The 23020-nt window shown below is 50.6% G+C and carries 20 protein-coding genes and 1 other annotated feature; of the genes, 4 read left to right on the forward strand and 16 right to left on the reverse strand.

Annotation, left to right across the window (positions count from 1 at the left end; translation table 11 throughout):
- The 4 genes from Q0L39_RS05475 to Q0L39_RS05490 all read right to left on the reverse strand — a co-directional run.
- A partial coding sequence (locus tag Q0L39_RS05475; RefSeq protein ID WP_296627374.1) for a hypothetical protein occupies window positions 1–207 on the reverse strand: 207 nt, incomplete at its 3' end.
- A gap of 23 nt (window positions 208–230) precedes the next feature.
- A complete protein-coding gene (locus Q0L39_RS05480; RefSeq protein WP_296627375.1) occupies window positions 231–500 on the reverse strand; it encodes a hypothetical protein in 270 nt (89 codons plus the stop codon).
- 191 nt (window positions 501–691) lie between these two features.
- Entirely contained in the window at window positions 692–2767 is a 2076-nt protein-coding gene (gene fusA / locus Q0L39_RS05485; protein ID WP_296627377.1) for an elongation factor G, read from the reverse strand.
- Between the two features lie 406 nt (window positions 2768–3173).
- Window positions 3174–5564 (reverse strand): SpoIIE family protein phosphatase, encoded by a 2391-nt coding sequence (locus tag Q0L39_RS05490; RefSeq protein ID WP_296627379.1) that lies wholly within the window; start codon window positions 5562–5564, stop codon window positions 3174–3176.
- 311 nt (window positions 5565–5875) lie between these two features.
- Window positions 5876–6138, forward strand: a binding site (T-box leader).
- Window positions 6139–6727: 589 nt separating this feature from the next.
- Here Q0L39_RS05490 and trpS point away from each other — a divergent pair.
- From trpS to Q0L39_RS05505, 3 genes are all read left to right on the forward strand, one after another.
- Window positions 6728–7765 carry a tryptophan--tRNA ligase gene (gene trpS, locus Q0L39_RS05495; RefSeq protein WP_296627380.1) on the forward strand — a complete coding sequence of 346 codons (1038 nt, stop codon included), beginning with the start codon at window positions 6728–6730 and terminating at the stop codon, window positions 7763–7765.
- Between the two features lie 14 nt (window positions 7766–7779).
- Complete coding sequence (locus tag Q0L39_RS05500) at window positions 7780–8994, forward strand: DHHA1 domain-containing protein (protein WP_296627382.1); 1215 nt, start codon at window positions 7780–7782, stop codon at window positions 8992–8994.
- A 174-nt stretch (window positions 8995–9168) separates the two neighbouring features.
- Entirely contained in the window at window positions 9169–9906 is a 738-nt protein-coding gene (locus Q0L39_RS05505) for an SHOCT domain-containing protein (protein WP_296627384.1), read from the forward strand.
- 52 nt (window positions 9907–9958) lie between these two features.
- Here Q0L39_RS05505 and Q0L39_RS05510 read toward each other — a convergent pair whose 3' ends face one another.
- The 12 genes from Q0L39_RS05510 to Q0L39_RS05565 form a co-directional block, all read right to left on the reverse strand.
- The gene (locus tag Q0L39_RS05510) at window positions 9959–10618 is read right to left on the reverse strand and encodes an HAD family hydrolase (RefSeq protein ID WP_296627385.1); all 660 of its coding nucleotides are present in this window, start codon (window positions 10616–10618) and stop codon (window positions 9959–9961) included.
- A 1-nt stretch (window position 10619) separates the two neighbouring features.
- Window positions 10620–11750, reverse strand: a complete 1131-nt coding sequence (locus tag Q0L39_RS05515) for a GNAT family N-acetyltransferase (protein WP_296627387.1) — start codon at window positions 11748–11750, stop codon at window positions 10620–10622.
- Window positions 11726–12283: a GNAT family protein gene (locus Q0L39_RS05520; RefSeq protein ID WP_296627389.1), complete on the reverse strand. Its 558-nt coding sequence runs from the start codon at window positions 12281–12283 to the stop codon at window positions 11726–11728. The genes Q0L39_RS05515 and Q0L39_RS05520 overlap by 25 nt, the downstream gene beginning before the upstream one ends.
- 124 nt (window positions 12284–12407) lie before the next feature.
- Window positions 12408–13541 (reverse strand): carboxynorspermidine decarboxylase, encoded by a 1134-nt coding sequence (nspC, locus tag Q0L39_RS05525; RefSeq protein WP_296627390.1) that lies wholly within the window; start codon window positions 13539–13541, stop codon window positions 12408–12410.
- On the reverse strand, window positions 13541–14743 hold the full coding sequence (locus tag Q0L39_RS05530) for a saccharopine dehydrogenase family protein (protein ID WP_296627392.1): 1203 nt from the start codon (window positions 14741–14743) through the stop codon (window positions 13541–13543). Before Q0L39_RS05530 ends, nspC begins: the two co-directional genes overlap by 1 nt.
- 24 nt (window positions 14744–14767) lie before the next feature.
- Window positions 14768–15622 carry an agmatinase gene (gene speB / locus Q0L39_RS05535; protein ID WP_296627393.1) on the reverse strand — a complete coding sequence of 285 codons (855 nt, stop codon included), beginning with the start codon at window positions 15620–15622 and terminating at the stop codon, window positions 14768–14770.
- Window positions 15612–16463 (reverse strand): polyamine aminopropyltransferase, encoded by an 852-nt coding sequence (speE, locus tag Q0L39_RS05540; RefSeq protein WP_296627395.1) that lies wholly within the window; start codon window positions 16461–16463, stop codon window positions 15612–15614. Before speE ends, speB begins: the two co-directional genes overlap by 11 nt.
- Before the next feature lie 7 nt (window positions 16464–16470).
- Window positions 16471–17928: an aminotransferase class I/II-fold pyridoxal phosphate-dependent enzyme gene (locus Q0L39_RS05545; protein ID WP_296627396.1), complete on the reverse strand. Its 1458-nt coding sequence runs from the start codon at window positions 17926–17928 to the stop codon at window positions 16471–16473.
- Window positions 17929–18062: 134 nt separating this feature from the next.
- Window positions 18063–18821: an adenosylmethionine decarboxylase gene (gene speD, locus Q0L39_RS05550; protein WP_296627398.1), complete on the reverse strand. Its 759-nt coding sequence runs from the start codon at window positions 18819–18821 to the stop codon at window positions 18063–18065.
- Window positions 18822–19418: 597 nt separating this feature from the next.
- Window positions 19419–19880, reverse strand: a complete 462-nt coding sequence (locus Q0L39_RS05555; RefSeq protein WP_296627399.1) for an S-ribosylhomocysteine lyase — start codon at window positions 19878–19880, stop codon at window positions 19419–19421.
- 34 nt (window positions 19881–19914) lie between these two features.
- Window positions 19915–20604, reverse strand: coding sequence for a 5'-methylthioadenosine/adenosylhomocysteine nucleosidase (locus Q0L39_RS05560; protein WP_296627401.1), 690 nt, complete (start codon window positions 20602–20604; stop codon window positions 19915–19917).
- A gap of 78 nt (window positions 20605–20682) precedes the next feature.
- A complete protein-coding gene (locus Q0L39_RS05565) occupies window positions 20683–21570 on the reverse strand; it encodes a LysR family transcriptional regulator (protein ID WP_296627402.1) in 888 nt (295 codons plus the stop codon).
- A gap of 157 nt (window positions 21571–21727) precedes the next feature.
- On the opposite strand from Q0L39_RS05565, the gene Q0L39_RS05570 reads away from it, so the two are divergent.
- Complete coding sequence (locus Q0L39_RS05570) at window positions 21728–22918, forward strand: coenzyme F420-0:L-glutamate ligase (protein WP_296627404.1); 1191 nt, start codon at window positions 21728–21730, stop codon at window positions 22916–22918.
- Window positions 22919–23020 lie beyond the last annotated feature (102 nt).

A 23020-nucleotide genomic window follows, 5' to 3' on the forward strand; every position in this document is an offset into this window, starting at 1 on the left:
AAAATGGCTGATCTTCATAAACCTGTCAAAGGAAGAAAGCGGAAGGTTCGGTTTTTTTCTCCATTCCCAAATATCCTCTATGCAGGAAGCGAAAGAGCCAATCCCGATAAACAAAAAGATAAAGTGTTCCGGAATCCAATCTGTAAACAAAATCAACACAGCCAGCAGTGTAATCAGCAGATAGAGGATGGAAATAAGTCTGCTCATCAGATTGATCCCCTCCTGTATTTTTATTTAGAAATTTGCAGCCAGAAGGTGTAAAAAGAAAGCAGCGAAACCAGTGGATAAAATATCAGCTCAAGGTATTCGATCCAGCCTAGTTTTTGCTTAGGATTTTTATACTTTTTCCATAGAACTTGTAAAAAAGACAGAAGAAGAATTATCCCTGAAAATAATGGAACAAATTGAGCGGGAATATAACCAGTGAAAAAGGCTAATACAATCCCTCCCAAAACCAGCCATGGAAAAATAAGGGAAAAAGCATAAAAGAATTTTCTCATTAACGACACCTCCCGTGATTTGATGATTGATTTTTTGTCCTCTTATTACCCGCCTCTGCGACGAAACCAAGCACTTTTCTTTTAGTCGGACAAATATGAAACATATTTTGTCCTCTTTTCTATGCAAAGAAAAGAAGGTGTCCCCGCACCTTCTTGGCAACGGAGACACCTTAACTTTCAGCAATAAATGATTATTCCTCGCCTGCAAATTTCTTTGCTTCTTCGATTACTTTTGCTTCGAGGTTGGATGGCAGCTGCTCATAGCGGGCAAACTCAAAGGTGAAGTAACCGCGTCCCTGAGTCATCGAACGGATTGCAGTTGCAAAGTCGCTCATCTCGCTCATTGGAACGTCTGCCTCGATCTCCTGGAGACCGTCTGCGGTTGGATTCATACCCAGAACTCTGCCGCGGCGTTTGTTCAGATCACCGATGATATCGCCGGTATTGGAATCTGGAACGCAAACCTTCAGGTTGCCGATTGGCTCGAGCAGTACAGGGGATGCATCCGGCATACCGTTCTTGTAAGCGATGGAAGCAGCCATCTTGAAGGACATTTCGGAGGAGTCTACCGGATGGTAGGAACCGTCAACCAGCGTAGCCTTCAGACCAACAACCGGATAACCTGCCAGAACACCGTGTTTTACGCAGTCCTGCAAGCCTTTTTCAACGGCTGGGAAGAAGGACTTCGGAACAGCACCGCCGAATACCTTTTCTTCAAATACCAGGCCATCGCCGACGGTTGGCTCAAATTCGATCCAAACGTCACCGAACTGACCGTGACCACCGGACTGTTTCTTATGTTTACCCTGAACTTTGACCTTCTTGCGGATGGTCTCGCGGTAAGCAACACGCGGAACTTCCAGAGAAACGGAAACGCCGAATTTATTCTTGAGTTTGGAAACCAGTACATCCAGATGCTGTTCGCCTAAGCCGGATACCAGCTGCTGGTGGGTTTCTGCATTGTTTTCATAGGAAACGGTTGGGTCCTCTTCCATCAGTCTCTGCAGACCGGAAGCAATCTTGGACTCGTCGCCTTTAGCTTCTACCTTGATTGCCATGGTCAGACATGGTTTCGGGAAGTTGATTGGATCGAAGGAAACAACCTTCTTTGGATCGCACAGTGCGTCGCCGGTCTGTGTTGCGGACAGTTTGGTCACTGCACCGATATCACCAGCGGTGATGTAGGCGGTATCCTCCTGCTTTTTGCCGCAGACATAAATCAGTTTGCCCAGACGTTCCGGCTGACCGGTTCTGGAGTTAACTGGTGCATCGCTGGCAGAAAGTTTACCGGAGATAACCTTAACATAGGACAGTTTGCCGATGAACGGGTCTGCGATGGTCTTAAATACATAAGCTGCCAGAGGAGCTTCGTCGGTGCAGACAACCTCTACCGGTTCGCCGTCAGCATCCACTGCAACTTCCGAGCCTTTCTCCCATGGGGATGGCAGCAGATCAACGATGCAGTCGAGCAGCATGTCGATGCCCTGGAGGTTGGTGGAGCATCCGCACAGAACTGGCGAGATGGAACCGTTGGTAACACCGGTATGAACGCCGCGGATGATCTCATCACGGGTAAACTGTTCACCGGAGAAGTATTTCTCAAACAGTGCTTCGTCGGTCTCAGCAACCGCTTCAGAAACCGCTGCGGTAAGACCGTCCAGACGATGACCAAAGTCCGGCATCTCTACCTCGTGTGGTTCGCCCTTGTCGTCATAGCTGTATGCTTTCATGTCGATGAGGTTGATGTAGCTCTTTACCTGATGATCTTCAACGTATGGAACAACGATCGGACATACTGTCGGACCGAAGGTAGCTTTCAGCTCTTCAAATACTTTATAGAAATCAGAGTGGTCGGCATCCAATTTAGAAACGAAGAACATGGTTGCTTTGGAAGCATCTTTGGCCATCTTGTAGGCCTTTTCTGTGCCGACGTCCACGCCGTCCTTACCGGATACGGCAATCAGCAGACTTTCTGCTGCACGTACGCCCTCTGCGGTCTCACCTGCAAAATCGAACAATCCTGGTGTGTCGATCAAATTGATCTTGGTGCTGCCCCATGCAAACGGAGCAACCGATACAGAAACAGAAACCTGACGTTTGACCTCTTCTGGATCATAGTCGCTGACTGTGTTTCCCTCAGATACTTTTCCCAATCTATCGGTAGCGCCTGCTTTATACAGCAGAGCCTCTGTCAATGAAGTTTTACCGGAATCGCTGTGACCGGTGAGTGCAATGTTTCGAATCCTTGCTGCGAGATATTGTTTCATAGAGTATCGCCCCTTTCATGTTCGCGCTACGCCAATCCACCTGCTGTCAAGCGAGCTGGCGGCGTATTACTATTCAATTATAATAAATTCTTTTATGATTTTCAATATAAAAATGTAGAAATTACACGATTGCAGCGTAGAATAAAATGGGAGGTGCCTGTACAAACTATACAAAAAAACGATTTTATTTCGATAGAATCTTTACAGGAACTTTACCGTTTCCTCTCGATTTCCCTGCAAAACAGGAACAAAAAAGCGCAGAATGGCCAATTTGACCTTCTGCGCCTTTTTGTTGTGGTGAATCTATTCTTAACAAAGGGGAGCGTTTCTCGTTCTATGGATAAAACGCCTCAAACGGTTAAATTGCTACACTCCTTTCCGCAAAGTTCAAAAATTATTCATATTTTTAGAGGACAGCATCCTTCACTCTGCACGCCATCACTGTGATATCATCGTCATGCTCATCGTTTCGCCGCAGCCGCGCGGTCGTTGCGATGTCATCGCACAGCGACTGAAGGTCGTCCTTCTCTCCAAAATGTTCCACCGATGCCCGAATCCAGTCGGTACCGCTGGAAACTGCTCCGTCGGACACCATCACAACCAAATCTCCGCTGCTCAATCGGATACCGCTCTTTTCAAATTCCACCGAGGTCAGAATCCCTGCCGGCAGTGAAGCGGACTCGACCGAGCCGGTCCTCTTGCCTCGGCGAACAAAGGTCGGAGCTGCACCTGCCTTGAAGAAGGAGGCCTGTCCGGTATACAGATCAATGGCGGTGATGTCGATGGTGGAAAGCGATTCCTCCCCTGATTTGACCAGCAGTGCGGAATTGACGATCTTGAGTGCAGCGCTGTAATTGACTCCTGCGTCAATCAGCTTGGTAAGCAGCGAAACGGTCATGTTGGAATCCACCGCCGCCGCTGTGCCGCTGCCCATTCCGTCGGACAGCACCATGTGAGCGATCGCCCGACGGTCGGTAAAGCTCTGGCAGGCGTCTCCGCAGGTGCGATATCCCTGACAGATATGCTGGCTGCTTGCAAACTCCACCTGATACATCGCCTGTTCCCGAAAGCTAAACCGTACCAGCTGACCCTGTGTACCTTCCTCTCGAAGCAATGTGCGCTGCGGCAGGTCAAACTCACAGTCACATATCCTCGACAGCTCCCTGGTCATCTGTTCAACATCCATCGTCGCCTCCTTATGTACCGCAAAATCGAGCTGTACAAACAGCCTTCCCTGCTCATCCCGATAACAGTCCGCCCGCTGAGCCCGCTGGCGGCTTTCCTCCAGATAGTCCATCACTCGCGCCATCGTCTGTTCCTCGTTGCTGGAAATACCTCCCAGCTCCTCTCCCAGTCCGCTCAACAGCTGCGCCAGCCCTTCAAACTGATCGGTCACCACCGAACGAACCCGCGAGACCTTGCGGCTGATTCCCTCCTTTGCCGTCAACTGCTGATAACCGCTGTTGATTTCCTGACACAGCTGTTCGCGCCGGTTGCATCGGGCGGAGAGCGGATAAGCAAAGTCCTCGGCGCACACGCTTCCTTTCTGCCGCAGAACCGAAGTCAGCTGATTGAACACATTGGCGCTGTCCCCATATTCCTGCTGCCAACACCGCATCTTCAGCCCGCATTTGCGGCAGACCTGATCGACGGCATGGTCGTACACCTGTTCGATGCTGCCAGCGCGGGCCGCATCCAGCTTTTGGGAAACCAGCTGAGTTGTCTGGGCGATCTCCCGCAGCGCCTGGGAGGCATCCTCCAGCCGATCCAACATCAATCTGCGCACACTTTTGTCCGCACTGTTTGCCGGCACGCGGAAGATGCGCGTTCGCAGCGCCTGAATCGCCCTGGACGGCAGCAGCATTAGTCCCACCGTCGTGATGAGCGTCTCATACAACAGCGGCAGTACCGGCGGTGTCGCCGTGATGACGCTGAGTGCGCCGAAGGTCATGGCGTACCCTCCGGCACAGCCAAACCGTCCCAAACCGGAAAACACTCCGGCAGCCAGTCCAGCCAGCGCATAAATCCCCAGCAGCTGCATCTTGGGAAACAAGGCTGCACTGACCGCTGTCCCACAGACGATGCCTGCAACTGCGCCCCAGCGTTCTCCACCGATCAGCGCACAGATGAGCACCACCGCTGCTGCAATCAGCCGTCCCAGCGAAATTCCGCCCAGCGTCACATTGCTCAAGGAGACAATCAGCACCGCTCCGGTCAGCACCACACTGACCATATCTGCACGCTGCAGAGTGAACATTCCCTGTCCCAGTGCAAAAACCGAGATGCTGCGGGAAAGAAAATAGGCGCAGGCTCCCGCCAGTGTTGCCTCTGCAAAAGCCATAACCAGGTTATACATGGTAAACGGCGCTGCAAACAATACAGCCAGAGAGGGCAGCAACATCCCTGCAAAGGCAAGCAGCGGCGCACTGATCCAGCGCTGCTCCACCCATCCTCCCAGAAGATTATTGTTTTCTAATGTTTTGCGCGCTGCTGCAATCAAAATGATGGCGGCAGCATATTTAATCGTGAAAACGTGCGCTCCTCCCAGCTGGGAAAGGCTGGAAAGCAGCAGGCTGCCGGCGGCACTTCCGATGGCCGCGGGCAGCAGGTGCTGCAGCGGTACCGCTGCACACAATGCTGCTCCAAAAGGAGAGACTTCCAGCATCATGTTTCCCAGTCCAACCACCAATCCCAGAACGCCCCACAGCAGCGTTTGAAGGCCATCCCGATAGGTGCGCAGCTGCTGAGTCAGCTGTTCCTTCCAGCCGATGTTGACAAAGTCTGTTCTGTTTTTCATCCTGCTTCCTCCTTTATTCATCTGAGAGGGTAAATCCTGGAACTTACCCGTCCTGTTTTTCTTTGGTTTATGAATAAAAGGATAGCACTCTGCATAGGAATAGATTGTCGTTTGTCCTTCCGTAACTTTAGCGAATCATGTGCCTTCGTGTGCCCTTCGGACAGGCTTTGTGCAGGTTTTCGGTTCTGTCCGTTTTCCCGTCAGAATCTTTGCCGCACTGCCTGTTTTTTGTCCATGTATACAGCACTCGCGCCGTTTTGGGCGGTGTTGACATTTTGTATGGTTTGGGGTATCATTAAGACAATTTCATAGCTAAACCGATGAATAAGAGGAGTAAAAACAGCAAAATCTGTCCTCAGAGAGCGGCGCAGAGCTGAGAGCGCCGCGGCAGTGGTTGTTTTGAATGGACTTAGGAGGGCGGCCCGAACAAAACGGCAGTTTCAGTAGGCGCCGACGGCATCTGCACCGTTATCCGGCAGAACGGATTCGGAATAAATTCCCGATCCTGTAAGGCGGGTTTTGTAAAAAAACCAACTTGGGTGGCACCGCAGGAGAAAAAGCTCTTGTCCCTGTTTTCTGACCAGACGGTCGGGAAATGGGGATTTTTTGTTTGTGCAAAACAAAAAGACTTCGCGCCGAAGGCAAATAAAAGTTTTCGTCCACCTTTTTCAAAAGGTGGTGGTGTCCAGAGGCGAAGCCTTTGGTCGCACTCCTCAGAGTACGAAAGCTCTTATCGTCAGGCGCATTTTCGGGGGTTTGGACCCCCTTTTGCAAGTGAAAAGGGGTCCAAAAACTGATTGCAAGAACAATCTATCCCTCAAAAATTATCCGGTGGATGATTTTTGACGGTAGGAAGCATTTTCGATTTGTGTGGTACACTACTGTATAATAAACCATTCAGGAGTTTATCAGGTTTCCCTTCGGGAAACGGTGCTCTCGCACCACAGCATCGAAACCGCTTTGCAGCCTCTATCGTTTTTTATTTTTATTATGTTGTTGTTTTGGGGTATTTCGCCTTCTGCGGAAGGCGACCAAAGGCGCTGCCTTTGGAATCCGCCACCTTTTGAAAAAGGTGGACGAAAACTTCTGTTCGCCTTCGGCGCAAAATCAGTCAATGAACTCAAAAACTTTTCTATCTTTCATACAATCAGGAGGTCACAATCATGGAAAACACAACTACCAACACCGCTCCAAAACCGGAACGCAAACCTGTTATCTTCTCCGGCATCCAGCCAACCAGCGGCGCCTTCACCCTTGGCAACTACCTGGGTGCCGTTAAAAACTGGGGCAAGCTTCAGGACGAATACAACTGCGCTTACTGTATCGTCAACCAGCACGCCATCACCATCCGTCAGGACCCACAGGCACTGAAGAAAAACACCCTCTCCGCCTACGCTCTGATGCTCGCCTGCGGCATCGACCCAAAAAAGAGCATCGCCTTCATCCAGAGCCACGTCAAAACCCATGCAGAACTCGCCTGGGTATTAAACTGCTACACTCAGTTCGGCGAGTTGTCCCGTATGACCCAGTTTAAGGACAAATCCGCCAAACACGCCGACAACATCAACGCCGGACTGTTCACCTATCCTTCCCTGATGGCAGCAGACATCCTGCTGTATCAGACCGACCTGGTTCCTGTCGGCGCTGACCAGAAACAGCATCTGGAACTGACCCGCGACATCGCAAACCGCTTCAATGGTCTGTACGGCAACGTATTCCACGTTCCGGAGGCATACATTCCAAAAACTTCCGCAAGAATCATGTCGCTGGCTGACCCGACCAAGAAGATGTCCAAATCCGACGAGAACGTCAAAGCAACCATCTTCCTGCTCGACCCGCCGGAAACCATCATCAAAAAATTCAAGAGCGCTGTCACCGACTCCGAGGCTGAGATCGTCTACCGCGAAGGCAAGGACGGTATCAACAACCTGATGTCCATTTACAGCTCGGTTACCGGAAAAACCTTTGAGGAAATCCAGAACGATTTTGCCGGAAAAGGCTATGGTGACTTTAAACTGGCTGTCGGTGAAGCGGTTGCTGCAGAACTGCGCCCGATTCAGGAGGAATACAATCGCCTGATGAACGACAAAGCCTACCTGGAAAGCTGCTACAAGGAGGGTGCAGAAAAAGCACTGTCCATCTCCCAGCGCACCCTCGACAAAGTTTATAAGAAAATCGGCTTTTTGCCGGCTGCAAAATAATCGGGGGAACTGCCATGACCGAAAAACTGTACGACTTAAACAGCTATGTCAAAACCTGTGAAGCAGAGGTACTCTCCTGTACACCAGCCAAGAAAAACGGCATCGAAGGCTTTGCTGTCGAGCTTTCCCGCACCTGCTTCTTCCCAGAAGGCGGCGGACAGCCCGCGGACGTCGGCACCATTACCGCAGGAAATGAATCTGTGCGTGTGCTCTACACCTACGAACAGGGAGAACAAATCTTCCATCTGTGCGACAAGCCCTTGGAGGTGGGATGCAGCGTCTGTGCGGCGATTGATTTTGCTCCTCGATTTGCTAATATGCAGATTCACAGCGGCGAACACATCCTATCGGGCGTCATCTTAAAAGAAATGGGACTGCACAACGTAGGCTTTCACATGGGACACGAGTTCAACACCATCGACCTCGATGGAGAGATCACTCCGGAACAGGCACACCAACTGGAAGCCAAGGTCAACGCCATCATCTGCGAAAACCGTCCTGTCTTTGTCAGCTACCCTGACAAAGAGGCATTACCAAACATTCCTCTGCGCAAAAAGCCGGAGGTCGACCACCTGCGCGTGGTCGAGGTGCAGGATTGCGACTGGTGCGGCTGCTGCGGCACCCATGTCGCCCACACCGGCGAGATCGGCCTGCTCAAGATTTTGGATGTTCAGCGCTACAAAGGCGGCACAAGAGTCAGCTTTTTGTGCGGCGCAGCAGCACTTGCCGACTGTGCGGACAAGTGCCAGAGCTTAAAAAACATCTGCGTTTCCCTCTCCTGCAAACCACAGGATGCTTTTTCCAACGTCGAAAAATTAAAGGCGGAGCTTGCCGAGAAAAAACAGGCACTGGCCGCCAAAAATCGCCAGCTCTTTACTCTGCTTGCAAAACAGCTGTGTGAAAACGCCGAAAGCTTTGGTGAGGACAAGCTGGTGTTCGTGATAGACAACTCCCTTTCTGCCGACGATCTCAAAGCCTTCGCTGCCCAGATTGCAGCAAATGAAAAGACGGTCGGCGCACTGTTCTCCCAGCAGAACGGCACCATTTCCTATGCACTGTGCCGCGCAAAGGATGCTGCCTGTGACCTGCGGGCACTCAGCCAGCATTTGAACAAAGCCTTAAACGGCAAAGGCGGCGGCAATCAGGAATTGTGCTGCGGCAAGCTGCCGGAGCATCCGGAAGAAGAGATTTATCAGGTAATTTCTTGTTCGTCTCTGAATATAAAATAAAGAAATCATTATACGCTATTGAATTACCTCAGTTTGTGCTGCTTGTACTAACTGGGGTAATTCAATATTAGAGGATTCCTTTATTTTATAGATAATACTCTATTTTAAATCTTGACTTTGTATATCTAATCTGTCATACTATTTTTATAGACGTTTTATGATCGGAGTTCAAATATGACAGTATTTATCGCTATAGGTTTGATTTTTCTCCTTATCTGTATACTTGGTTTCTTTGCTTCTCTCTACTTCCAATTTTTTATGCCTGATACAACACTTACACAAACTGAGTTAAAAAGAGATCTCGATGACAAATTCTCATCACTTGGTTTCAAAGCAACTAGAACCATTCCTATTAACGAATCGTATACTCTAGCTATTGATGAAAATAGTCAATCTATCGTTATATATAATCTTTCAACCACATATGTAGACCATATACCTTTTTCCTCTATAGTTGAATGTGAAATCTGTCAAGATAATTCTACTATTATGAAAGATGGAATAAAAAGAGCTGTTATTGGTGGTATAATAGCAGGTACTACTGGAGCCATTGTAGGTGCTACTACAAGTCCACAAACCAATATCGTTAAACAACTTTCTATCAAAATTAGAACCGATGACATTAAGCATCCTCTACATACAATAGTCTTATTTCAATCTGCTCATTCTAAAGAAGAGAATTTTTATAAACAAAAATGGCAAACTGCAGAATTACTGTATTCTACTATTATCGCTATTATAAAAAAGCAAGAGAAGAATACAATTATAAATGAAAATCCTACACAAAATAATGCCTTTGCGTCTAAAGATTACATAGACCAACTTCGTGATCTTTCAAACCTTTATAATGAAGGAATATTAACAAGTAAAGAATATGAATCTAAAAAAGCTGATATTCTCGCAAAAATGTAACTTAACAAAAAAGTCCTTGTGCGTTGCACAAGGACTTTTTTATTTACCATACTTATCTTGTCAACAACTCTCTGAGCTGCTGCACTGTATCGACCACATAGGTTGCACCCGCCTGCTCCAATTCTCCTGGAGCAGCATAGCCGTAGGCAACTCCGACGCTGTCGAGGTGGTGTGCCTTTGCTCCCTGTACATCAAAGCACCGGTCACCAATCATGACCATCTGTGCAGAGGATGCCTGTCCCTTCGGGTCCAGGCGGCGCAGCGCTTCCTCTACGACTTCCTCCTTTTTGACGCGGGTGCCGTCCAATTCGCTGCCGACCACCACATCAAAATACTGTTCTATATCAAAATGCTCCAGAATTCGCTTGACAAAAACGGTCGGCTTGCTCGATGCCACTGCCAGGCGGCAGCCGCCTTCCTTGAGCGTTTTGAGCAGGTCCGCCATTCCTTCATAAATTTCGTTTTCATACAGTCCCACCGTCTGAAAACGCTCCCGATATTTGGCGACTGCCTGCTTTGCTGTCTGAGCATCCATCTGATAAAACTGCTCAAAGCTGTCCTGCAGCGGCGGTCCGATAAATGGTTCCAGCTTTTTGGTGTCCGGCTCGTGGATGCCAAAATGTTCCAGTGCGTACTGTACGCAGGTGGTGATGCCGACCTTGGGGTCGGTGATGGTTCCATCCAGATCAAATAACAGATATTGATAGCGCATCTTATTTTTTCTCCCCATGGTATATCGTTTGATATTCTTCTTTGGTCATCGAATAGCCGACGTCGTCGAGCAGTTTTCCATCGTAGCGCAAAAATGCCTTGCGCAGCGTTCCTTCCAGGTGGAAGCCCAGTTTTTCGATGACCCTTGCGCTGCGCTGATTATAGGAAAAGTGGCTGATGGTTACCATCTGCAAGCCCAATTCCTCAAAAGCATAGCGCAGCACCTCTTTTGCCGCCTCGGTCATCAGACCCTGTCCCCAATACGCTTTGGAGAGCACATAGCCCATCATGCGGCACTCATCAAAGTTGCGGCGGCGTTTGCTGTCATGGTGCAGGCCGATCGAACCGATCACCTTGCCGCTCTGCTTTTCGCAGATTGCCCAGACTTCGCGCTCCTCCAGAAAATGGTGGAGAATCTCACGGCTTTCCTCGATGCTTTCGTGCGGTTTCCAACCGGCATGGATGCCGGTGTCAGGGTCCTTGCAGTATTCGTAAAAATCAGGCAAGTCCTCCATGGTGAAGGCGCGCAGCAGCAGCCGCTCGGTGGAAAGCGTCTTGATCTGCTCGATTCCCTTTCTCTGGAAGTATTCCTCCCGTGTGATGGAGCAGTCGATGTTGTCGGTAATGGTTCCGTCGGCACATTGATAGGCTCCACGCATGAAAATTTCCTCGGTAAATCCGAGCTTTTGCAGCACGCGTCCGCTGGCAGGATTGGTAGAAAAATAACCTGCGCAGATCAGCAGCAAACCCAACTCCTCAAAGCCGTACCGCAGCAGTTCCTCCCCTAATTCGGTGGCAAATCCCTTTCCCCAGCACTCCTTGGAAAAAAGGTACCCGATCATCCTGGCTTCGCTCATCTTCAGGCGGCGCAGCGGGTCACCGTCCATCCAGGCCGCTCCCATCAGCCGATGGCTGGTACGATCGCAGACTGCCCACATCGTCCGGCATTGGCTGTACTGCTCCAGCGTCTTTTTGCTCTCCTCCCGATCCTTGGATACCGAAAATCCTGCCGGCAGCATCACTTCCTCCTGACTGCACAGCGCATGAAATTCGTCCAGATCGTCCATCGAAAAGGAGCGCAGCTCCATTCTCTGGGTATACAGTGTCTTTATCGACTGTTTTTCTGCTTCCATTGTTCATACTCCTCCCTGTTCATCGAATAGCACATGACGTCCAGCAGCTGCCCATCAAAGCGCTCGGTACATTGCCGCAGGGTTCCTTCGTGGACAAAGCCCAACTTTTCCATCACACGACCACTGCGCTGATTATAGGAAAAGCGGTAGGTGCTCACCAGCTGCAATCCCATCTCTTCAAAGGCATAGCGCAGGACCTCCTGCACTGCCTCGGTCATCAAGCCCTGTCCCCAATATGGTCGTGCCAGCAGATAACTGAGTACACGGCAGTTTTGGGGACTGCGGTGGCGGCGAATATCTTCCCGCAGGGCAACCAGTCCAATATTTCTGCCGGTATCCTTTTGGCAGATCGCCCAGCTGTTCTTCTGTTCCATCAGCTGCTGCAGCTGTTCTCTGCTTTGTTCCCGACTCTGATGCGGCGGCCATCCTCCATGGATTCCAACTTCAGGATCGCTGCAATAGGCGTAGTAATCCTCCAGATCTTTTTCTTCAAACGCCCGAAGGCAAAGACGTTCTGTCTGTAAAACTTCCATCTGCTTTTCGATGCTCCCTCGTGCTTTGTTTCCCTTATTTATCCCACAGATAAAAAAACGGATGCGGACACTTGTCGTGTCTGCATCCATTTTATCATGTGCCGCCGTCTGCGGCAAGATTTGCTTACAGTCGGGAGAAGAAATCCTCATAGCCAAACTGTTTGACCAGCCAGCCCTGACCGTCCTTGTCCCTCCATACAATCGAAGGCAGCGGCATGCCGTTGAAGGTGTTGGTCTTGACCATCGTATACAGCGCCATATCCTCAAACACCAGCTTGTCGCCCTCCTGCAAAGGAGCATCAAAGGAATAATCTCCGATAATATCTCCTGCAAGGCAGGTAGGGCCGCCCAAACGATAGGTGTATGCCTTTTCGCCGGCTTCTCCGCTGTTTCGGAGAGGCGGACGGTACGGCATTTCCAGCACGTCCGGCATGTGACAGGCAGCCGAGGTGTCGAGGATGGCAATATCCATCCCGTTGTGCAGCGTTTCCAGCACACTGGTCACCATGAATCCCGCATGATAGATCACCGCTTCTCCAGGCTCGAGATAAACCTGTACACCGTAGGTATCGCGGAAGTGCTCGATCACCGAAACAAGCGTTTCGATGTCGTAGTCAGGACGGGTGATGTGGTGACCTCCGCCGAAGTTCACCCACTTTAAGCCGTGCAGATAGCTGCCGAACTTTTCTTCAAACGCAGCTGCGGTCGTTTGAAGGTCGTCCGAATTCTGCTCGCACAGCGTGTGGAAGTGCAGTCCATCCAGCAGCGGCAGCAGCGATTCGTCAAAGTTTGCAAGGGTTGTTCCCAAGCGGGAACCTGGCGCACAAGGGTCATAGATGGCATGACCTTCCTGCGTCGAACATTCCGGATTCACCCGCAGTCCGACCGATTTGCTCGCATCCTTGGCGCGCTGTCCGTATTTTCTCAGCTGCTGCGGAGAGTTAAAGACAAAATCGTCGGCAACGTTGAGCAGTTCTTCAAATTCCTGTTCACGGTAGGCAGGAGAAAAAACGTGGGTTTCGCCGCCAAAATAATCGTGGCCGAGCTTTGCCTCATACAGTCCGCTGGCAGTGGTGCCGGCAAGATACTCGCGGATGATGGGATAGGTCGAATACATTGAAAAGGCTTTCTGCGCCAGCAGAATTTTGCAGCCGGTGCGCTGGCACACCGACTGCAAAACAGCAAGATTGTTGCGAAGCCTTTGTTCATCCACCAGAAAATAAGGGGTAGGAAAGGAAGAAAGGCAGATTTTTTCCATTAGTCTACCAGCACCGGATCACGGTTTTCCTTCCATGGCAGGCCCCATTTGTTGAGTGCATCCATGAACGGATCTGGATCAAACTCCTCCATGTTATGAACGCCTGGTTTGTTCCATTTGCCGGTCATAACCATCATGGCGCCGATCATGGCAGGAACACCGGTGGTGTAGGCAACTGCCTGGGAGCCGACTTCTTTGTAGCACTCCTCATGGTCGCAGATGTTGTAGAGGTAGTAGGTCTTGTCCTTGCCATCCTTTTTGCCGCGGAAGATGCAGCCGATGTTGGTCTTGCCCTTGGTGCGCGGTCCCAGAGAGGATGGGTCCGGCAGAACAGCTTTCAGGAACTGGAGCGGGATGATCTCCTTGCCTTCGTACATGATTGGCTCGATGGAGGTCATGCCGACATTCTCCAGACATTTCAGGTGGGTCAGGTAGCTCTGACCGAAGGTCATGAAGAAGCGGATGCGTTTGATGCCAGGGATGTTGAGTGCAAGGCTCTCGATCTCCTCGTGGTGGAGCAGGTACATATCCTTCTGGCCAACGCCGTCAAAGTTGTATTCGCGTTTGATTTCCATTGGCTCGGTCTCTACCCAGTGACCGTCCTCCCAGTAGGAACCTTTTGCGGAAACTTCGCGGATGTTGATTTCTGGGTTAAAGTTGGTTGCAAACGGATAGCCGTGGTCGCCGCCGTTGCAGTCGAGGATGTCGATGTAGTTGATTTCGTCAAACTCATGTTTGAGCGCATAAGCGGAGAATACGCTGGTAACACCTGGATCAAAGCCGCTGCCCAGCAGTGCAGTAATGCCAGCCTGCTCAAAGCGCTCGCGGTATGCCCACTGCCAGCTGTACTCAAATTTTGCAGTGTCTTCCGGCTCATAGTTTGCGGTGTCTACATAGTGGGTCTTGGTTGCAAGGCAGGCATCCATGATGGTCAGATCCTGATATGGCAGTGCAAGGTTCAAAACAACGTCTGGTTTCTCTTTGTTAATGAGGGCGATCAGTTCGTCAACGTTGTTTGCGTCAACCTGTGCAGTGGTGATTTTGGTCTTTGTGGTGCCCTCGAGTTTCTCCTTGAGCGCATCGCATTTCGATTTGGTGCGGCTTGCAATGCACATCTCCTCAAAAACTTCGCTGTTCTGGCAGCATTTGTGGATTGCTACGGAAGCGACGCCGCCGCAGCCGATGATTAAAACTTTTCCCATGGTGTTACCTCCTGACAAGTATCTTTATTTCTGAAATGCAAGCAGCATCTCTCTGACAATTTTGCAGGCGACGATGGTAGAAACGCCGCTCTGGTCATAGTGTGGGCTTAATTCGTTGACGTCACAGCCGACGATGCGCAGCTTGGAGCAGACCAGTGTCACTGCACGGCGAAGCTCGTCAAAGCTGACGCCACCTGGCTCCGGTGTACCGGTGCCTGGAAAAACGGAAGGATCGAGCACATCCAGATCGACGGTAAAGTAGACCGGTTTATCTTTGAGCTGTTCCACAACCTCCTCGAGGGTGGAAAAGTCAAAACGGTTTGTCTTGACGTGGGATTTGCCCCAGGTAAACTCCTCGCGGTCACCCGAACGGATGCCAAACTGAAAGATTTTGTTATCTCCGCAAAGCTCCCAGCAGCGTCGGAGGACGCAGGCGTGAGAAAGCTGCACGCCAAGATAGTCGTCCCTCAAATCTGCATGGGCATCAAAGTGGATGATGTGCACATCGGGATATTTTTCGTGCACTGCGCGGAAAGCTCCCAGTGTGACCAGGTGTTCTCCGCCCAGCATAAATGGACGCTTGTGCGAGTGCAGAATGCGTCGGGTCTGGGATTCGATCTCGTCCAGCGCAGCCTCGGAGCTGCCAAACGGCAGCTCGATGTCGCCGATATCGACAACAGCGCTGTCGAGAAGATCCAAATCCTGATAAGGGCTGTAACTTTCAATGCCGTAGGACTCGCGGCGGATGGCACTGCTGCCAAAGCGGGTTCCTGGGCGGTAAGAGGTGGTACCGTCAAACGGTGCGCCAAACAGTACGGTGGAGGCAAAGTGCCATCCGGTGTCGCACCCCATGAAAACTTCTACGTTTTTATTCAACATCTTTCAAAAGCTCCTCTACATAAGCGGGCAGATAAAATGCACCTTTGTGTAATGTCGTCGTGTAATATTTGCAGGAAAGTCCCCGCAGATTCCAGCGTGCCTCTCCAAGGTCCTTGAGCGGATGATATTTTTTAGAGGCAAAGCCGAACAGCCAGTGTCCCGATGGATAGGTCGGGATATGTGCCTGATAGACACGGCTGATCGGGAAGGATTCGACAATGCGCTTGTGCGCCCGCTGGCAGGCAGTGGCATCCTCATCATAGAACGGGCTCTCGTGCTGATTGACCATGATGCCGTCCTCTTTGAGCGCCTTATAGCAGTTGCCGTAAAATTCGCGGGTGAACAATCCTTCGCCTGGACCGAACGGGTCGGTGGAATCGACAATAATCAGGTCGTATTCGTCCTCACAGGTGCGGACAAATTTTAAGCCGTCCTCATAGTGGATATGAACCCTTGGATCGTCAAAGCGGCAGGCCGTCTGCGGCAGATATTTTTTGCAGACCTCCACCACCAGCTCGTCGATCTCAACGAGGTCGATATGTTCAATCTCGGGATAACGGGTCAGCTCACGGACAACGCCGCCATCTCCGGCGCCGATGACCAGCACCTTTTTGACACAAGGGTGAACTGCCATCGGAACATGGGTAATCATTTCGTGATAGATAAACTCATCCTTCTCGGTCAGCATCATATAGCCGTCGAGGGTGAGGAAACGTCCAAATTCAGGAGATTCAAAGACGTCGATGCGCTGAAACTCACTTTTGCCGCTGTAAAGCTGACGGTCCACGCGGATTGAGAGCTTTACATTCGGGGTCTGTAATTCAGAAAACCAAAATTCCATCCAGGTCTTACACTCCTTTCAGCACATTCAGGCGCAGGATGTCGGGATCTTCCGGTCCGGTCATCGAACAGCCTTTCTCTTTTGCATACTCAATATAATCAAGAATTGGTCCGGTGATGCGCTCACCAGGAGCCAGAATCGGAATACCTGGCGGATAGCACATGACAAACTCGCTGCAGACTCTGCCCTCGGTCTCCCGAAGCGGCAGCGACTCCTTGTCGGCGTAAAAAGCATCCTGCGGAGAAACGGCAACCTCAGGGTCGATATATTCCTGTTTCATCAGGTTTGCCTTGTCCTTCTTGCCGAAACGGCGGCGCACTTCGGACAGCGCACCGACCAGACGTTCCACATCGCGCTCTCGGTCGCCGATGGAGAGATAGGCCAGCAGATTTCCCAGATCGCCAAATTCGATCTGGATGTCGTACTCATCGCGCAGCAGATCATAAACCTCGATACCGGCAAGACCGATGTCCAGTGTATTGACCGCCAGCTTGGTCACATCAAAATCATAGATGCTGTCGCCGTTGATCAGCTCTCTGGAATAAGCGTAATATCCACCGATGTTGTTGATCTCGCGGCGAGCATATTCTGCCATTCTTACCACACCGGCAAAGGCTTCCTTGCCGCGCAGTGCGAGGTTTCGGCGGGAGATGTCCAGACTCGAAAGCAGCAGATAGGAACCGCTGGTGGTCTGGGTGAGGTTGATGATCTGGCGGACATAGCCCTCATGCATGGCAGGTCCGCACAGCAGCACCGAGCTTTGGGTCAGGCTGCCGCCCGATTTGTGCATCGACACCGCCGCCATATCCGCGCCGGCAGCCATCGCGGACACCGGCATATTCTCTCCAAAGTAGAAGTGAGTGCCGTGCGCTTCATCGGCAAGGCACAGCATCCCATGCTCATGGGCAAGTTTAACAATGGAGCGCAGGTCGGAGCAGATACCGTAGTAGGTAGGATTGTTGACGAGAATCGCCTTGGCATCAGGGTTTGCGAGGATCGCCTTTTCCACCTCGGAAACCTTCATGCCAAGAGGAATCCCCAGTCGGGAATCGCACTCCGGATTGACATAGACCGGAACAGCGCCGCACAGCACCATGGCGCCCATGACGCTGCGGTGAACATTTCGCGGCAGAATGATCTTTTCGCCGCGCTTTGCAACCGAGAGGATCATTGCCTGTACCGCAGAGGTGGTACCGCCGACCATCAAAAAGGCGTGTGCCGCTCCAAACGCTTCCGCTGTCAGTTCTTCGGCTTCCCGAATGACCGACACCGGATGGCACAGATTGTCCAGCGGTTTCATCGAGTTGACATCCATGCCGACGCATTTTTCGCCGAGCAGAGCTACCAGTTCCGGATTTCCCCTGCCTCGCTTGTGTCCTGGAACATCGAAGGGAACAACCCTCATCTTTCTAAATTTTTCAAGAGCCTCATAGATCGGAGCACGGCTCTGATCGAGATGGTTCATACAGTGACCCCCTTTAAAAACGAATCAAGACGGTATCCCTCACTGGATACCTCTTATAGTCAAAGGACAATCCTTGCCGATTGCCCGGGAAATTGCGGTAATTTTTCCATGCCGGTTCTCATCGGCAGGAAGGTTTAGTAAATATTTCGCTCGCTGAAGATTTCGATCATCTCGCGGCGCAGGTTATTCATGATTTCCAGCCGTGTCTTGGGCGGAAGCTCGTAGACATCGGTCTTAAACAGGTAGTTTTGCAGGTCGATCTCCTTGAGCATCATCTTGGTGTGAAACATATTGGCGTCATAGACGTTGATGTCCACTGCGTCATATTTGCGCAGAGTTTCAGGATTGATGTAATCCTGAATCGAGGTAATCTTGTGGTCCAAAAACAGCTTCTGACCGTTGACATCGCGGGTAAAACCGCGCACACGGTAGTCCATGGTGATGATATCCGAATCAAACGAGCTGATGAGGTAATCGAGCGTCGACAGCGGCGTGATAGCGCCGCAGGTGGCAACGTCGATGTCCACACGGAAGGTTGCCAGACAGGTTTCCGGGTGATATTCGGGGTAGGTGTGCACCGTCACATGGCTTTTATCCAGATGGGCAAGCTGTGTTTCTCCCACCGGAATCATCGACCCTTCTGCAATCAGAATGGTGACCGATGCACCCTGCGGATCGTAGTCCTGACGGGCAATGTTGAGCACCTGTGCGCCGATCATATCGGTCAGGGTGGTGAGGATATTGGTCAGACGCTCCGAATTGTACTGTTTGTCAATATAAGAGATGTAATCCCGCTGTTCACGCGGTGTTTTGGCATAGCAGACATCATAGATGTTAAAACTCAGTGCTTTTGTCAGATTGTTAAAGCCGTACAGCTTTAATTTTTCACCCATAACCCCAGCTCCTTTTCTTCAAAATCCGTACAAAACAAAAAACGCAAGCAATCTGCATTGATGCACATTACTTGCGTTTGTAGATCCCATTTTTATGTCGCTGCGCTTTTTGTCTTTGTGCGCAGCCGATTTCGACACAGGGTCAGAAAAAGGCATTGGGATTACAGAAGTTCCTTAGAGTCTATATAGCAAATACTCACTTTTACTACTCTTATTGACCGTTTCACAAGTTGATGTACGCATCCACGCACTGGTTGTAAAGTAACCAACTTATAAAATTTGAGCTTTTAACTCAATCAATAATGGTGATCTTTCATCACCGAGCGGCAGTTGACCCGGCTGTCCGTATGGCCTTTAACCCTCGTTTAGGGTGGTCAGGAAATATTTGCATGGAACCTCTGATAAACTTTGTATCCCATGACGGTCTAACTATATAATATTTTATCTTTTTTGTCAATCTGTTTTCGGGAATTTATCACGGTGAAAAAATAAAATCTTCACAAAGGACGAAAAAACGGTTTCCGATTTGTCTGTTTTGAAAAATGGTTTTCAAATTCCGAATTTTGTCATTGTCCTTGATAACAGAGGCGACAACTTCTATAATTCGTAAACCATCTTCTCCTCGGTCCAGCCGGCGAGCGTCTTGGCAAGATCCTCGGCATATTTCTTTGCCTTTGGCAGGCTGTGGTCGAGGTAGTTGCCGCACTCGATGCGGCTGGAACCTGGGATCTCTCCTTCAAAGTTTTTGATAAATTCACAGGTCTCCTGCACCAGTTCGATGGCGCGGGCCTTGGAGATACCCTCGCGGGTGATAAAGTAAAAGCCGGTGCGGCAGCCCATCGGTCCGACATAGAGGATGTTGTCCGAGTCGGCAGTGTTGCGGACATAGGTCGCAAACAGGTGCTCAAAGGTGTGGATACCGTCGTTTTCCAGATAGGTTCCGGCATTCGGAACCACCATGCGGATGTCATAGGTGATAGCGTCACCATCGACACGGGAAACATACATTCCAGGTTTGAGCTTGTCGTGGTTGACGCAGAAACTTTCGATTCGTTTCATGGGAAATCTTCCTTTCATGTAGCAGATCAGCACATTAGTCCTTGCAGGAGGAGAGCATTTCAAGAACAATGCCTGCGGAATGTTTTGCAGCGACCTCTTCAAAATTAGTAGCAGAATCAGCCGCATTCTCATCCGCATTGTCGCTCATGGTGCGGATGATGACGAACGGAACCTCATTTACGGTGCAGGCATGACCGATAGCAGCGCCTTCCATCTCGACACACATCGGGTGATGCTCCTCCACAATTTTGTTCTTTACCTCGGAGGAGTCGATGAACTGGTCGCCGCTTGCAATCTTGCCGACAAAGCAGCAGGAGGAGCCGTGGTCGATTGCTTCAAATGCTTCGACCGCAGATTCGATCATCAGATCACTTGCCTGAATCGAATCAATATACGGCGGATAATCGCGCAGGAAACGCGCGTTGTAATCGTGGTAGCACAGCTCGCGGGAGATGACCACATCCAGCACCTTCAGATCGTGGTGAACGGCGCCGGCGATACCGGTGTTGATGATGCGCTGTGCGCCAAAGCGGTCGATCATCATCTGTGCAGTGATGGCAGCATTGACTTTGCCAATGCCGCAGGTAGAGACAACAACCTCCTGATTGCACAGGATACCTTCCCAGAAGGTCTGGCGACCGACCGGAACCTCACAAATCTCCTGCATCTGCTGTTTTAAAAGTGCAATTTCCGATGGCATTGCACCGATAATTCCCCATTTCATGGTACTAACTTCCTTTCTTTGGCAGATATTTTTGAGCATATTATAGCATACGGAAAGGGAAAAGAAAAACAAAAGTTTTTACTCCATCGACCTTAGCAATTCCAGAAACTTCGATGCTGCCGGCGACAAGCTGACGCCCCGTAAACTGACCATTCCAACGCTGCGCGGTGGAATCGGGTCGCTGAGTTCCAATGCAAATATCTTTCCGCCGGAAAGCTCCTCGCTGCAAAACTCCCGCACCATACAGGACAGCCCCAGGTTAATGCGGGCAAGTTCCCCCATCAGCTCATAGGACGCAAGCTCGATCTCCGGCTTGAGTTCAATCCCTTTCCGCAGGAAAAACCGCTGCACATACAATCGGCTGTTGGCTTTCTGTTCCAGCATAATCAGCGGCAGGGATGCTAATTCCCTCGCATTCAGTTTTTTCCCTTTCAGATGGGCAAACTTCTCCCCTGCTACAAAAATATCCTGAATCGGATGTTCCCAGTGAACGGTGATGCGCTCGTCCTCAATCGGCAGATTGACAAACGCCGCGTCAATCCGTCCGGCACGCAGCAGCTCCAGACTGCCCATACTGGTGCGGTTGTAGATGCTCAAGTGCACCTGCGGATACAGCTGATGAAACCGCTCCAACCCTGACAGCAGCAGGTAACGGGCGGTCATATCTCCCGCTCCCAGACGCAGCTGTCCAACCTGCAGCTGATGCAGTCCGCTCAGCTGCTGTTCCGCCGACTCCAACAACCCCAGTGCAGAGCTTGCGTACTCATACAGGAGCTTACCTTCGGCGGTCAGCTCCACTCGTTTACAGTTTCGCAGAAAGAGCTGTATCCCCAGCTGTTCTTCCAGCTGCCGTATCGACTGGCTGACCGCCGGTTGGGACAGGTACAGCTCCTGTGCTGCACAGGAAAAGCTTCGGTGTTGGGCCACTTTGCAAAAGATGCGGTAGTTTTCCAGTTTTCCGCCCACGGGTATCCTCCTTTTAAAAATAAGTAGCAGTTATCAAACATATTTAATTTATTTATTTTACTTATATTATTTCTTCCATTATAATAGAAGTATCTGGTCCGGACAAGGGCTATCGCATTCCCACAAAATATTTTACGTGAAAAAGAGGGGTCATTTTATGGAAAGACTGGTAGGTACCGTATCCAGAGGCGTTCGTGCGCCGATTATCCGCGAAGGTGACGACCTGGCACAGATCGTTGTCGATTCCGTACTGGCTGCAGGCCAGAGCGAAGGATTCTCCTTCCATGACAAAGATGTTGTCGCTGTCACCGAGGCAGTTGTCGCCCGTGCACAGGGCAACTATGCTCATATCGACGACATCGCTGCCGATGTCAAAGCAAAGCTGGGCGGAGAGACCATCGGTGTCATCTTCCCAATCCTCAGCCGCAACCGCTTCTCTGTCTGCCTCAAAGGCATTGCCAGAGGTACAAAGAAGATCGTCCTGATGCTCAGCTTCCCTGCTGACGAAGTAGGCAACCATCTGATCGACGAGGAACTGCTCGACGAAAAGGGCGTTAATCCATGGAGCGATGTTTTGACCGAAGCCAAATACCGTGAACTATTCGGCCGTGTGCTGCATCCATTCACCGGCGTGGACTACATTGAGTTCTATTCCCAGCTCATCCGCGAAAATGGCGCTGAGGTAGAGATCATCCTCTCCAACAATCCAAAAACCATCCTGGACTACACCGACAAAGTCCTCTGCTGCGACATCCACACCAGAAAGAGAACCAAACGCATCCTGAAAAATGCAGGTGCTTCGATCGTTCTGGGTCTGGACGACATCATGACTGCACCGGTCAACAACAGCGGCTGCAATCCAACCTACGGTCTGCTCGGCTCCAACAAGGCAACCGAAGAAACCGTCAAGCTGTTCCCGAAGGACTGCGACCAGTTTGTTGCCAAAGTTGCTGCAATGATGAAAGAAAAAACCGGCAAAAACATCGAGGTCATGGTCTATGGCGACGGTGCCTTCAAAGATCCAGTCGGCAAGATCTGGGAGCTGGCAGATCCGGTTGTTTCTCCTGCCTACACTCCAGGTTTGGAAGGCACACCAAACGAAGTAAAACTGAAATATCTGGCAGACAACAACTTTGCTGATCTGAGCGGCGATGCCCTCAAAGACGCCATCTCCGACTACATCCGCAACAAGGATGCCGATCTGAAGGGCCAGATGGTTTCTCAGGGAACCACTCCACGCAGACTGACCGACCTGATCGGTTCGCTTGCTGACCTGACCTCCGGTTCGGGCGACAAAGGTACTCCAATCATCCTGATTCAGGGTTACTTTGACAACTACACCAAATAACCGCTTTTGAAAAAGAGCCACCATCCACTGAACTGCACCCCATTTGTTAGACAGTATGGTATACTGAATAACAAGTGGGGTGATTTTTATGCCAAAAAGGCA

It is taken from the genome of uncultured Negativibacillus sp., assembly GCF_944388365.1.
Taxonomy (GTDB): Bacteria; Bacillota; Clostridia; order Oscillospirales; family Ruminococcaceae; genus Negativibacillus.

Coding starts and splice junctions, on each gene's coding strand:
- Q0L39_RS05570 (WP_296627404.1), top strand. CDS start 21,728: ATGGAAAGACTGGTAGGTACCGTATCCAGAGGCGTTCGTGCGCCGATT.
- Q0L39_RS05555 (WP_296627399.1), bottom strand. CDS start 19,880: ATGAAACGAATCGAAAGTTTCTGCGTCAACCACGACAAGCTCAAACCT.
- Q0L39_RS05505 (WP_296627384.1), top strand. CDS start 9,169: ATGACAGTATTTATCGCTATAGGTTTGATTTTTCTCCTTATCTGTATA.
- fusA (WP_296627377.1), bottom strand. CDS start 2,767: ATGAAACAATATCTCGCAGCAAGGATTCGAAACATTGCACTCACCGGT.
- Q0L39_RS05530 (WP_296627392.1), bottom strand. CDS start 14,743: ATGGGAAAAGTTTTAATCATCGGCTGCGGCGGCGTCGCTTCCGTAGCA.
- Q0L39_RS05560 (WP_296627401.1), bottom strand. CDS start 20,604: ATGAAATGGGGAATTATCGGTGCAATGCCATCGGAAATTGCACTTTTA.
- Q0L39_RS05520 (WP_296627389.1), bottom strand. CDS start 12,283: ATGGAAGTTTTACAGACAGAACGTCTTTGCCTTCGGGCGTTTGAAGAA.
- speB (WP_296627393.1), bottom strand. CDS start 15,622: ATGTTGAATAAAAACGTAGAAGTTTTCATGGGGTGCGACACCGGATGG.
- Q0L39_RS05515 (WP_296627387.1), bottom strand. CDS start 11,750: ATGGAAGCAGAAAAACAGTCGATAAAGACACTGTATACCCAGAGAATG.
- Q0L39_RS05545 (WP_296627396.1), bottom strand. CDS start 17,928: ATGAACCATCTCGATCAGAGCCGTGCTCCGATCTATGAGGCTCTTGAA.
- Q0L39_RS05480 (WP_296627375.1), bottom strand. CDS start 500: ATGAGAAAATTCTTTTATGCTTTTTCCCTTATTTTTCCATGGCTGGTT.
- speD (WP_296627398.1), bottom strand. CDS start 18,821: ATGGGTGAAAAATTAAAGCTGTACGGCTTTAACAATCTGACAAAAGCA.
- Q0L39_RS05510 (WP_296627385.1), bottom strand. CDS start 10,618: ATGCGCTATCAATATCTGTTATTTGATCTGGATGGAACCATCACCGAC.
- Q0L39_RS05500 (WP_296627382.1), top strand. CDS start 7,780: ATGACCGAAAAACTGTACGACTTAAACAGCTATGTCAAAACCTGTGAA.
- speE (WP_296627395.1), bottom strand. CDS start 16,463: ATGGAATTTTGGTTTTCTGAATTACAGACCCCGAATGTAAAGCTCTCA.
- nspC (WP_296627390.1), bottom strand. CDS start 13,541: ATGGAAAAAATCTGCCTTTCTTCCTTTCCTACCCCTTATTTTCTGGTG.
- trpS (WP_296627380.1), top strand. CDS start 6,728: ATGGAAAACACAACTACCAACACCGCTCCAAAACCGGAACGCAAACCT.
- Q0L39_RS05490 (WP_296627379.1), bottom strand. CDS start 5,564: ATGAAAAACAGAACAGACTTTGTCAACATCGGCTGGAAGGAACAGCTG.